The 12,262-nt window shown below is 60.2% G+C and carries 11 protein-coding genes and 1 pseudogene; 8 read left to right on the plus strand and 4 right to left on the minus strand.

What is annotated here, in order from left to right; translation table 11 throughout:
• The first annotated feature begins 11 nt into the window (after positions 1-11).
• From AXG89_RS38460 to AXG89_RS38475, 4 genes are all read left to right on the plus strand, one after another.
• Entirely contained in the window at positions 12-1,385 is a 1,374-nt protein-coding gene (locus tag AXG89_RS38460) for a lysine N(6)-hydroxylase/L-ornithine N(5)-oxygenase family protein (protein ID WP_075358277.1), read from the plus strand.
• 50 nt (positions 1,386-1,435) lie between these two features.
• Positions 1,436-3,661: a TonB-dependent siderophore receptor gene (locus AXG89_RS38465; RefSeq protein ID WP_075358278.1), complete on the plus strand. Its 2,226-nt coding sequence runs from the start codon at positions 1,436-1,438 to the stop codon at positions 3,659-3,661.
• 91 nt (positions 3,662-3,752) lie between these two features.
• On the plus strand, positions 3,753-4,595 hold the full coding sequence (locus AXG89_RS38470) for a N(5)-hydroxyornithine transformylase PvdF (RefSeq protein ID WP_075358279.1): 843 nt from the start codon (positions 3,753-3,755) through the stop codon (positions 4,593-4,595).
• Between the two features lie 91 nt (positions 4,596-4,686).
• Positions 4,687-5,619 (plus strand): GNAT family N-acetyltransferase, encoded by a 933-nt coding sequence (locus tag AXG89_RS38475; protein ID WP_372237050.1) that lies wholly within the window; start codon positions 4,687-4,689, stop codon positions 5,617-5,619.
• Positions 5,620-5,625: 6 nt separating this feature from the next.
• On the opposite strand, the gene AXG89_RS38480 is transcribed toward AXG89_RS38475, so the two are convergent.
• A complete protein-coding gene (locus AXG89_RS38480; protein ID WP_075358281.1) occupies positions 5,626-6,072 on the minus strand; it encodes a DMT family transporter in 447 nt (148 codons plus the stop codon).
• Positions 6,073-6,082: 10 nt separating this feature from the next.
• Entirely contained in the window at positions 6,083-7,258 is a 1,176-nt protein-coding gene (locus AXG89_RS38485; protein ID WP_075358282.1) for a Gfo/Idh/MocA family protein, read from the minus strand.
• A gap of 209 nt (positions 7,259-7,467) precedes the next feature.
• On the opposite strand from AXG89_RS38485, the gene AXG89_RS38490 reads away from it, so the two are divergent.
• Positions 7,468-7,860 (plus strand): carboxymuconolactone decarboxylase family protein, encoded by a 393-nt coding sequence (locus tag AXG89_RS38490; protein WP_075358441.1) that lies wholly within the window; start codon positions 7,468-7,470, stop codon positions 7,858-7,860.
• A gap of 30 nt (positions 7,861-7,890) precedes the next feature.
• Here AXG89_RS38490 and AXG89_RS38495 read toward each other — a convergent pair whose 3' ends face one another.
• Positions 7,891-8,700, minus strand: a complete 810-nt coding sequence (locus AXG89_RS38495; protein ID WP_075358283.1) for an SDR family oxidoreductase — start codon at positions 8,698-8,700, stop codon at positions 7,891-7,893.
• 127 nt (positions 8,701-8,827) lie between these two features.
• Between AXG89_RS38495 and AXG89_RS38500 the strand changes: the two are divergent.
• The 3 genes and pseudogenes from AXG89_RS38500 to AXG89_RS38510 form a co-directional block, all read left to right on the plus strand.
• Positions 8,828-9,118: pseudogene (locus AXG89_RS38500) on the plus strand (hypothetical protein); the annotation flags it as partial.
• Positions 9,119-9,207: 89 nt separating this feature from the next.
• Complete coding sequence (locus AXG89_RS38505; protein ID WP_119024814.1) at positions 9,208-10,425, plus strand: acyl-CoA dehydrogenase family protein; 1,218 nt, start codon at positions 9,208-9,210, stop codon at positions 10,423-10,425.
• Positions 10,426-10,461: 36 nt separating this feature from the next.
• A complete protein-coding gene (locus AXG89_RS38510) occupies positions 10,462-11,409 on the plus strand; it encodes a TauD/TfdA dioxygenase family protein (RefSeq protein WP_075358286.1) in 948 nt (315 codons plus the stop codon).
• Positions 11,410-11,466: 57 nt separating this feature from the next.
• Here AXG89_RS38510 and AXG89_RS38515 read toward each other — a convergent pair whose 3' ends face one another.
• Positions 11,467-12,249 carry an ABC transporter ATP-binding protein gene (locus tag AXG89_RS38515; RefSeq protein ID WP_075358442.1) on the minus strand — a complete coding sequence of 261 codons (783 nt, stop codon included), beginning with the start codon at positions 12,247-12,249 and terminating at the stop codon, positions 11,467-11,469.
• Positions 12,250-12,262: the final 13 nt, after the last annotated feature.

Raw genomic sequence — 12,262 nt, forward strand, 5'->3', positions numbered from 1 at the left:
GGACCTGAGACATGCAGAGAGACACCGTATTCGATCTGATCGGCGTCGGCTTCGGACCGTCGAATCTTTCACTGGCCGTGCGTCTTGCCGAAGAGGCCGCCACGTCACGGCTTGCGCATTGTTTTATTGAACGGCAGCCCGAGTTCGGCTGGCATCGAGGCATGCTGCTCGACGACTGCCGCATGCAGATTTCCTTCCTCAAGGATCTCGTCACGCAACGCGATCCAAAAAGCCGCTTCACATTCATCAACTATCTGTTCGATCGCGGCCGTCTCAACGACTTCGTGAACCTCAAGAGCTTCTATCCGACTCGCGTGGAGTTTCACGACTATCTGCGCTGGGTCGCCGATGCCTTCGAAGAGCGGCTGCATTACGGCGAAACCGTTACATCGATCGAACCGGTTCATAGCCCGGGAAGCAGCAAGGAAATCGGCGCGCTGCGCGTTTCGTCGTGCGATCGGGAAGGCCGCGAATGGCAGCGCGTCACGCGGGCGCTGTCCGTGGGTATCGGCGGAGCGGCGCATGTTCCCGAGGCGTTCGCGGCGCTCGGCAGCCACAACGTGATCCATTCATCGACTTATCTGACATCGATCGACCGCGTGGTCGGCAAGGCCACCGATGCGCCCCGCAAACGCGTCGCGGTGATCGGCGGCGGACAGAGCGCCGCCGAAGTATTCGTGGATATGTCGCGGCGTTTTCCGCATGTCGATGCGAGCCTGGTGATCCGCTCGGGCGCGCTCAAGCCCGCCGACGATACGCCGTTCGTCAACGAGATCTTCAGCCCTGCCTACACGGACGTGGTTTACGGGCAGTCGAAAGATGGCCGCCGTTCGCTGATCGAGCGGTTTCGCGATACCAATTATGCGGTCGTCGACCGGCCGTTGATCGAACAGATCTACGAGATGCTTTACCTGCAAAACGTCTCCGACGATCTCCGTCACCGCCTGCTTGCGAACACCGGGATCGAAGCGGCTGTACGCGCGACGAACGGCCAGATCGAACTGACGTTACGCGACAACCTGACAGGACTTGCGCGCGCCGAACGCTTTGATGCGCTCGTACTCGCGACGGGCTACAGGCGCGACACGCATATCGCATTACTTGATGGTCTTGCACCGCATCTCGGCGATGCACTCGTGAAAGGCGACGTCGAACGCGACTACCGGCTCGCCACGCCGGAGCATTTCAAACCACGTATTTATTTGCAAGGCTGCTGTGAAGACAGCCACGGATTGTCCGACACGCTGTTGTCAGTTCTGGCGCTGCGCTCGGATGAGATTGTCGCGTCGCTCGCCGAGCACGCGGCACGGGACCGGCCGGCCAGCCGGATTCCAGCCCAACAAAAAAACGGGATGAGCGACGGCCGCATGGCTATCGCTCTTTGATAAAACCGCGGCCACGAGAAAAGGCCGCATTGTGATTTGGAGCGACGGAAATGGAGTGGGCAACAGGGACGCGTCGGAATGCGATCGCGGCAGCGACGGGCATCGCCTTCTACGCAGCGGCGGCCACATATGCGCACGCCCAGGCAGCAGCCCAGGGTACGGAGACCCAGGGCGCACAGCCGGATAGCAAGACACAACAAGGCGCAACGCCCGGAGACACGTTGCCTGCGATAACGGTCAATGCGGGATCGGAAGGAGACGGCACGGTCGGGCTCGTGGCGAAACGCAGCGCGACGGGCACGAAGACCGATACGCCGATCAACGAGATCCCGCAGACCATCAACGTGATCACGGCCGCGCAGATGGAGCAGACCGGCGCGACCAGCATCAATGAAGCCTTGCGTTATACGCCTGGGTTTTCATCGTATGGAGCGGATGTTCGATCGGACTGGTACTCGGCGTTGCGGGGCTTCACGCCAAGCGTGTTCCAGGATGGGCTGCAGGTTCCCAACACGCTCAACCTGGCGAGCTGGCGCGTCGATCCCTACATGATCGACAGCATCACGATCCTGCGCGGGCCGACATCGGTGCTGTACGGGCAGGGCGATCCGGGTGCGATCGTGGACATTCAGAGCAAGCTCGCGAACGGCGAACGCGTGCGTCAGGTCGAGATGCAACTCGGCGACTACGCACGCAAGCAGATTGCGTTCGACATTGGTGACAAGATCGACAAGGACGGAACCTTGTCGTATCGGTTCGTTGGTGTAGGACGTGACGGCAACTCGCTGACGGGTCCGCATGCGGAGCAACGCGTATCGTTCGCGCCTTCAATCAAATGGCAGCCGACCGCAAGTACATCGCTCACGATTGCGGCGAGCTATTTGCAGGATTGGGGCGACGCATCGAACAACTTCCTGCCCGCCGAAGGCACCGTCCTGCCCAATCCCAACGGCAAGATCTCACCGGACCTGTACACGGGCGATCCAACGTATTCGTACTACCGCAAGAAAGAATGGTCGGTGGGTTATCAGTTCGAGCACAAGTTCGATCCCATCTGGACGTTCCGCCAGAACGTGCGCTGGATGCACCTGTCGCTCGATCAGGGCGCTGTATGGGGCGCCGGACTCGATGCCAGCGACCCGACGCAGCAGACCATGTCGCGTTACGCCGGCTTGTTCCAGCCGAACTACAGCCGCTTCGATGTCGACAATCAGGCGCAAGCGCGTTTTGGCACCGGTCCGGTCGAGCACACGCTTCTGCTCGGTTTTGAATACAACCGCCAGAACACCACAGACAGCGAATGGCTTGCGCAAGGGCCAAGCCTGAACATGTACAACCCGGTTTATACGCCGGTATCGACCGCGATCTTCGCCGGTCCCGATTCGTACGGGCAAACCAATACGCGTTCATCGATGGACAGCTTCGGCGTCTATGCGCAGGACCAGATCAAGTGGCAGCGCTGGGTGCTGACGCTCGGCGGCCGTCAGGACTGGAGCAACACGAAGCAGGACGACCTGGTCGCGGGTACGCAGTTCAAGCAGGACGATCATGCGTTCTCGGGACGCGCGGGGCTGGTGTTCCTCGGCGACTACGGACTGTCGCCTTACGTCAATTACGCGACATCGTTCAATCCTACGGTTGGCGTGAAGTTGGCCGGCGGCGGCCTGGCTGAACCCACGAAGGGCAAGCAGATCGAAGCGGGTCTGCGCTGGCAGCCGCCGAGCAAAAACCTGATGCTCAACGCAGCGGTCTACCAGATCAACCAGACCAACGTCCTCACGCCTGATCCAACCGATCCGACCAATACGTTTTCGATTCAGACGGGCGAAGTGCGTTCGCGCGGTATCGAGTTGAGCGCAGTCGGCAAGGTGACGCGCAATGTATCGGTGATCGCGGCATACGTGTATCAGGATGTGAAGAACATCAAGGCCAACGACGACTCGCTCAACAAGTGGCCGGTGTCGATTCCGTTGCCGCGCCAGATGGCTTCGCTCTGGGGCGACTGGACTTGGCATACGGGTCCGCTCGCGGGTCTCGGTCTTGGCGCGGGTATCAGGTATCAAAGCGGACTGGCGGGCGCCTACGACAACTCGCTCTACGTGCCGAGCTACACCGTGTACGACGCCGCGATCCACTACGACACGCGTAACTGGCGCTTCGCGGTCAATGCGCAGAACATCTTCAACCGCACGTTCGTCAGCGGTTGCCAGTCGACATCGACGTGCTTCTACGGCAACCCGCGCACCGTGGTGGCGACCGCGAGATACGACTGGTAAGCAAGGTTCGATCTTCACGTGTTGAGCAGGAGCGCGCGGTGCATCCGGACCGCGCGTTTGCAGCTAATCTCCCGATCTTCAATCCAACGTCATGTCGAAGAAGAAACTCGTTTATATCCTGTCGCTGAGGAACGCTGCCGCAGACCGTGCGGGGCAGCAGATCGAATACAAGGGCGGTCTTCGATACATGAAGTCGCCGCTCGAATTCCTGGCTGACCGCCTGAACACTACCCCGCTCGGCGATGACTACTCGCTGGAGGGCGTGATCTACGACGACGATGAAGGCTCGCCCGCGGATCGCGGAAAGCTCAGGCACTACGGCTTTTCGTGCCAGCCGGGCAAGCAGTGGATTCATCCAGCCGATTTACGTGTGCATGGAAAAGAGGTCAACAACCTGCTGCACGCAATTCCATCCACTTACAGGCGACTCGCGCGGAACGCGCCTGAACGCGTGCCGCAAAAAAGCGCGTTCGAGCATCGCTTGCTTGAAAAGCTGCTCGAACTCGAAGCGGATTGTGTCGTGCTCGACGGATTGCTCGTGATCCTCGATGAACTCGTGCGTCCCGGTGCGGTGTTTCACCGGCGGATTGCGAACATTCATCCGGGCGTGACGCGCCTCGATTCGCCTTATGAACGTCGTGGTGCTTACGCGACGCTCGACGCGCTGCATGGCGCCCGCGGCGAAAAGGTGATCGACTGGACCACGATGCAGACCCAACCTGTCGCACCGGTGAACATGACGGGGGCGTCGTTTCATTACGTCGATAACGGCATCGACTCCGGCGAAGTGATCTTCGACGTGCTGAAGACCCCCATTCATGCAGATGACACCATCCTCGAGCTGCGCTGGAACAATTTCAACCTGAGCCTTTTCCCCGCGCTGGAAGGCGGCCTTGCCGCGATGGCGGATCGCTTCACGAAGGTGGCGCTTTGACCGCGCGACCCGTGCATCTGCGCCACCCTCTGCACCTGATTCGCCAAACGCCGGAGATACGACGATGAACGTTTCTTATCATCCTGAAGCGATGGACGCCGGAAGCGCCATTGCCGATTGCACATTCACCGGATGGCACGCGGAGCTTGCGCCGGAAGCGTTATTACCGGCGCTTGGAGAACTCTTCTGCGGGGAGCCTTCGCGTCAAGGCGCGACTGTCGCACTGTTCGTAGCCAAGGCAGACGCCCGGGCGCTCGACGCGTTCACCGCCCGCGCGATTGCCGAAGGCGTGATCGATAGCGTCCAATCCTTCGATGACCATGTCCTGCTCACGACATCACGCAGGACCTTCTGGCAGCAACCGCGCCCGTGGCTGAAGGCAACTGCATCGGGCGCCATGCCATCAACCTACACCGTGACGCAGGATCGTCGTCATCCGGTGCGCCCGCCGAATGCGAAAGGGACAATATACGAGCGTTATTTTCCGTTGATAGGCATGACGTTGAGCTTGCGCACGGTCGACCCGCAAGCCGACGCCGACGTCTTCAGCGATTGGATGAACCTCGATCGCGTCGCCTACTTCTGGGATCAGAAAGGCACGCGTGCGGAACATGCTGCGTATCTGGAAGAGCGGCTGGCGGACCCGCACATGCATCCGATGATCGGTTATTTCGACGACAAACCTTTCGGGTATTTCGAGTTCTACTGGGCGAAGGAAGATCGCCTGGGGCCGTTCTACGATGCCGGCGATTTCGACCGCGGCCTGCATTTGCTTATAGGCGATGCGCAGTTCCAAAGCTCGGGCAAGCTCAAGGCTTGGTGGAGCGGGGTGCTGCACTACATGTTTATCGATGAACCTCGCACGCAGCGCCTGGTTGGCGAACCGCGTATCGATCATGTGCGGCATATCGCGTACATGCACAGGATGGGGTTTTATACGCTCAAGGAATTCGACTTCCCGCACAAGCGCGCCGCGCTCACGGTGCTGGAGCGGCAGACCTTCTTCGATACGTTCAAGTTCTGAGCACGGCTAGAACACGGCGATCATCACCACACCGATCGCCGCGAGCGCCGCGCCGCCAATGCGCAACCACGTGGCCGGCCGCACTTCGAATCCGAGCAAGCCGAAGTGATCCAGCAACACCGACGTGATAACCGCAGAAATCACCACGATGGTCGTGAACGTTGCCGAGCCGAGTTTTTTCGTGATGAGCAGCGTACACATCAGGAACAACACGTTGCACAGGCCGCCCATGTACGCCCACCAAGGGACATCGGCGAGTTTCGAAATGCTTGTCTTCAGCGGGAAGCCGAGAAAGGGCATGGCGGCAAGCAGGCAGGCCGCACCGATTGCATAAACAATGAAAGCCGCGACTATCGGCGCCTGGATCGTCTTGAGCAGCGCCGAGTTGCTGCCCGACTGCAGCGGATTGGAGATGCCGGCAAGGATCGCAAAGAACGCAGGAAGCCATTGCATGGACGCACGCTCACTTGTCTGAGAGACGGGCATCGCGGAAGGCGTCCGGGCCCGATATGGGTTCGAGCATGATCGGCCGGTTCTCTGCCGCCGACCGATAGATCGCTTCCATGATGCGCTGGTCCTGCAGACCTTCTTCGCCGGGTGTTCCCGGCGTGCGTCCAGTCAGCACGCATTCGGCCATGTGGTCCATCTCCGCGCCGAACTGGTTTTTCTCCTCCGACACACGTTCTTCCGATACCTCGACATCCTCGCGTGCGGCAGACCTGTGATTCACGTAAAGCCGGATGCCTTTGTACGAGAACGCCGGGTCGAGCTTGACGGTCGCGGTCTGGAAGTGAAGCCTCGCGTGCCGCGATTCATGTGCGTCGTAGGCCGCTGAAAAACGCCCGACGACGCCTGATGGAAACCGCATCTGCCACGCGACATTCTCTTCGATCTCGGTGAAACGTACATCACCCGGCGTGCTCCACACCCACGCCATCACTTCGACGGGTTCCTCACCCGTCACGAAGCGCGCGAAGTTCAGGCAGTAAAGTCCGATGTCAGGCAGTGAACCGCCGCCCGCGAGCTTCGCTTCGTGACGCCACTGGCTTGCGTCATCCTGTACCTGACCGTTGTGCGCCTCAATGATCTTGAGCTTGCCGAATTCACCCGAGCGCACCATTTTCGCGACGTCGCGATTGTGCGGTTCATATTGCAACCGGTAAGCGACCATCAACTTGACGCCGGCATCAGCGCAAGCTTCAACCATTTCGAGCGCCTCGGCCGACGTGTTGCTGAGCGGCTTCTCGCACAGCACGTGTTTGCCGATCCGCGCGGCCTGGATGACTTGCTCATGATGCATGCCGTTCGGCGTCACGATATAAACCGCCTGCACATCTGCATTGTGCGCAAGCTTGTCCCACTCGTCGTATGCGTAGACCGCGTCCGCCAGCACCCCGTATTGCGCTGCAATGCGCCGGCCTTTTTCCTTATCGCCGGTCATGACGGCGGCAAGCTTGCATAGCTTGCACGACGCAAGCGCCGGCAGGATGGAGTCCAGACTAAGACGGCCTAGCCCAATGACGGCAAATCCCACGCGTTGTCCGGGTGCAAGCGGTGGGTCTTCGGGCGATGCACGCCGCTCGCTTGCGGCAACGAACGGTGGGCGCGCTTCCGGGTGATCCTGATTCGGTACGGACATGTGTGCTCCACAAGTCGATATTCAGGTTGTGGCCCGGCGTGGCCAGGCATCGATGATTTCGTGGAGCACGGAGCATTCCAGCGAATTCGCGTGACGAATGTCGATCGACGAAACTTGAACAGGTATTTGAATCCGGTAGCGAATGCAGGAGAATGGCAGGCGTTGCTTCACATCCGATCGAACGACCACTGTCAGAGAAAGAGGAATCCATGAGCCAGATGAAACCCATCGAATACGCGGATGCCGCGCCGGAAGTGAAGGCCGTTTACGACGATATCAAGGAGAAACGGGGCGTCCCGGACGTCAACAACTTCTGGAAGTTCATCGCGCAGCATCCGCCAACGCTTGCGCGGACCTGGGACAGTATCAAGGACGTGATGGCGCCGGGCGCGCTCGATCCGCTCGTGAAGGAGTTGCTGTACGTCGCGGTGAGCGTAACGAACAATTGTGGCTATTGCGTCGCGAGCCACACGGCCGCCGCGCGTCGCGCAGGCATGACCGATGAGATGTTCGGCGAGCTGATCGCCGTGGTCGGCATGGCCAACGAGACCAACAGGCTTGCGGTGGGATACCGCGTGCCTGTTGATCCTGCGTTCGAGTGAGATTCCGATGACCACCGGATGGCGTATGTCCTACGCTTCGGAGCGAGGATGCGGCGCATCGTCGAATGCGCCCCACACCGACTGATCGAAATTTACCATTGACCCGGTCATCATCCCCGAGTCATCGCTCGCCAGGAATGCAACGGCCCGCGCGGCTTCCTCCGGCGCAATCAGCCTTCCGAAAGGTTGCCTGGCCGCGGCCTGTTCAAGCCAGTCATCGGCGGCGCCGTGATAGTCCCGCTGAATCCGGTCCTCGCCGTCCGACGCCATCCATCCGAGGTTCAGGCCGTTCACGCGAATGCGGTTGCGCAACAACGCATACGCGGTGTTTTGCGTGAGCGTGGCGAGCGCGCCCTTCGATGCGCAATACGCCGCAATGAACGGTTGTCCCGCCATGGCCGACATGGAGCCGATGTTCACTATCGCCCCTTGGATATGCTCGCGCCGCATGACCTTGACTGTCTCCTGCATCAGGAAGAACGGCGCGCGAACGTTGGTCGCGAACATCCGGTCGAAGAGTGCGGGATCGGTATCGAGGATCGTGCCGCGATCAGTCAACGCCGCCGCGTTGACCAGGATATCGATACGGCCAAAGCGCGCGTCTGCTGCCCCGATCACCGCGCGGCAATCTTCAACCTGCGATAAATCCGCCTGCACGTAATGCACATCCGCGCCACTAGCCGCGCTCAACTCGCGGGCCTTGAGCTCGCCCTTGTCATGCGAGCGCCCGCAGATCACCACGCCCGCCGCACCGCGCTCAACGAACAACGCGGCGACCGCCGCGCCGAGTCCCTGCGTGCCGCCCGTAACCACGGCCACCTTGCCATTGAACTGTCCCATCGATTTCGTCTCCGTTGTTGGTAGATCCTGCGTTGCGTCGGGTTCGCCCCCAGGCTTGCTCAGTGGAAACGATATTCCAAATATCGGAATGAAGAAGTATTCAGTGCGTGTCCTGTTTCGAATATTTCAGGCGATCACACAGGATGGTCCGAAACGCGTTGGCCTGCTTCCCAACGTGCTGGACCGCAACAAGTACGAAATCACAGCGTTCACCATCTCGAACGACTATGAAGGCATCGGTGTGCCGAGGCTTCGCCGCTTTGTCAGCGACACGCTCAAGAACCGCGAAGCAAACGGTTCCGCCGGCCACATCCATGAGCAATGGAGTTGCCCGACCGCACACGAAAGTGGTCCCGGTGCCGGTTCCAATCCAGCATCGGAAATAACATTATCCGGAATCGGTCGTTTTGCGCCGTGAAAGGCGTCTCTATACTTTGACGCTCGAGCTGCAGGCAATTCCGATTCCCGGACCCCGCGCGCACCAAACACCACACAAGGAATGAAAGCATGACTTCAGCGCAGGGAGTTGCCTCGACATCTCGTCTCGATACCGCATTGGCCGCCTTGCCGGCACTGGCGGAAAAGATCGGCGAAGACAGCGCTGCGCGAGAGTTGCGGCGCGAGCTTCCATTCGACGGTTTCGCGGTGTTTCGCAAGTCGGAGCTCGGCTTGCTGCGCATTCCGGTCGAATGGGGCGGCCTTGGCGGGTCGCTCGAGGACTTGTTCCAGGTGATCGCCACGATCGGCGCAAAAGAGTCTAACGTTGCGCACGCATTGCGCATTCACTATGACCTGACCGAGTCGCTGTTGCTCGCGCCGAGATCGGAATTCAACGACAAACAAATCGGCCGCGTACTCGAAGGCGCGATTTTCGGCGGCGCTTCAACCGAGCGCGGCACGTCCCGCCCGGGCGAGATCGGCACCGTGCTGAAACGCGATGGTGAACACTTCCGGGTGAGCGGCAAGAAATACTATTCGACGGGAACCGCGTTCTCCGATTTCGCGCGCATCAATGTGCAAAACGAAGAGAACGAACCGGTCAGTATCGTCATTCCGGTCAATCGGGAAGGCGTACAAGTGCTCGATGACTGGGACGGCATGGGCCAGCGGATGACCGCGAGCGGCAGCCTCGTTTTGGATAACGTCCAGGTGTTCGCACACGAAGTCATGAAGCGCGGTTACACCACGCTTGCGGGAAGACACGGCGGGGCGTTGCGGCAATTGCACCTGGTCGCGGTGGCTGCCGGCATCGTGCGCAATGTTGTAGCGGATGCCGAGAACTACGTACTCAATCATGGACGGCCGGTGCTGCACAGTCCGGCTGAATCAGCGCGCACGGATCACTTCATCCAGCAGGTCGTGGGCGACCTCGGGGCGCACAGTCACGCAATCGATGCACTCGTGCAACAGAACGCCCGCGTGCTCGATCGCTCGGCAAGTGCAATCCGCAATCAAGACGGTAACGCCGAAGAACGCGTGCTGCAAGGTGCGCTCGCCACCGCGAAGACGCAGATCGTGGTGAGCAAGCTGGCGTTGCACGCTGCAGAACATCTGTTCGAGGCGGGCGGCGCATCGGCCACATCGCGCGTGCACAACTTCGATCGTCACTGGCGTAATCTGCGCACGATCTTCAGCCACAACCCGCTGCTGCACAAGGCGCGCGTGATCGGCAATTATCAGTTGAACGGCGACACGACCCATCTGACGGAAGGGCGCGTGTTCTGAACGATTTTCACGAAGGATCCATCGAGGAGATGCACGATGAGCGCAGCGCTGATTCCCAATACCGATGATATTGCCGTCACACCGTTATCCGCGCATATCGGGGCGGAGATTCATGGCGTCGACCTGACGCGGCCGCTCGGGTCCGGGCAGGTTGCTGCGATTCGTGCAGCGTTGCTCAAGTGGCGTGTCGTGTTCTTCCGCGAGCAATTCCTGACGCACGAACAGCACGTGGCGTTTTCAGCGCAGTTTGGAGCGCTGACGCTCGGGCATCCCGTATTCGGGCATGTCGATGGTCATCGCGAAATCTATTCCATCTCGAAGTTCAGGAAAGCAACGCGCTTTGAAGGGCCGTCGCTCCTGCGTCCGTGGACGGGCTGGCATACGGATGTCACTGCTGCGGTGAACCCGCCGTTTGCATCCATACTTCGAGGCGTGACCATCCCTCCATACGGTGGCGATACGCAATGGACCAATCTCGTGGTCGCGTACGAAAAATTGTCGGCGCCGCTGAGGGGTTTTATCGATGGCTTGCGCGGGATTCACAAGTTCACGGCGCCGGCGGGTGCAAGTGGAACCAATGCATTCGAACAGGCAGTGAAAGAGCGCACGCTGGTAAGCGAACATCCGCTCGTGCGCGTGCATCCGGAAACGGGCGAGCGTGCGCTTTACGTGAGTCCGAGCTTCCTGAAAAGCATTGTTGGCGTGACGCCCCGCGAAAGCCAGGCGATTCTCGAATTGCTCTGGGAACACGTGACGCGTCCGGAGTTTACGGTGCGCTTCAAGTGGAAGAAGGGCAGTGTCGCGTTCTGGGACAACCGCTCGACCGCGCACCTCGCGCCTTCGGATATCTTCGATCTGGAATTTGACCGGCAGTTGTATCGAACGACGCTTGTTGGCGATGTTCCGGTCGGACCGGATGGCCGTGCTTCAGTAGCGCTGGAAGGATCGCCGGTCGATGCCGCTGCGGCGGTTGAACTCAACTGACAGATCTGACAGATGGCGGGTGGGTTCGGGCTTTCAATCCCGATCTTACCCGCAACGTTACACCGCGCCCACCGGCGCATTGAAATCCGCCAGGATATCGTCACGCAGTCGCACGAACGCGGGATCACTCTTCCGGCGCGGCCGCTCCAGCCCCACGTGCACCACCTTGCTTATTCTTCCAGGCCGCGCCTGCATCACCACGACGCGATCCGCCAGGAACACAGCCTCGTCAACATCGTGCGTCACGAGAACCATGGTGATGCGTTCGCTCTCCCAGATGCGTTGCAGCTCGTTTTGCATCCGGCTGCGGGTAAGCGCATCGAGCGCGCCGAAGGGTTCATCGAGTAGCAACAGCTTGGGACGATTCACGAGCCCGCGCGCAATCGATACCCGTTGCGCCATGCCGCCCGACAACTGATGCGGATGATGTCCTTCATACCCCTTCAGTCCGACCAGTTCGATATGCTCGGCCACGGCGCGGCGCTTTTCCTCTTTGCTGCGTCCCGAGTTCCTGAGCGCGACGGCAATGTTCTGTTCGACATTGAGCCATGGGAACAGCCGATGATCCTGGAACACGAGGCCACGCGCGAGGTCCGTGGTGCGTATGCGCTCCCCGCCGAATTCGATATTGCCGTCGAACTGGTCGTCGAGACCCGCGATCAGGCGCAGCAATGTGGACTTGCCACAACCGCTCGCGCCGACGATCGCGACGAATTCGCCGCTGCTCACGTTCAGGTCTATGCCATCCAGTACCGGCGGCACGTTGATATCGCCCGCAAAACGCTTCGCTACACGATGCAGGTTGAGCTCATTCGCCCGGGTTGCGGCAAGAGTCGCCATAAGTTCGGAATCC

The organism is Burkholderia sp. PAMC 26561, from assembly GCF_001557535.2.
GTDB lineage: Bacteria > Pseudomonadota > Gammaproteobacteria > Burkholderiales > Burkholderiaceae > Caballeronia.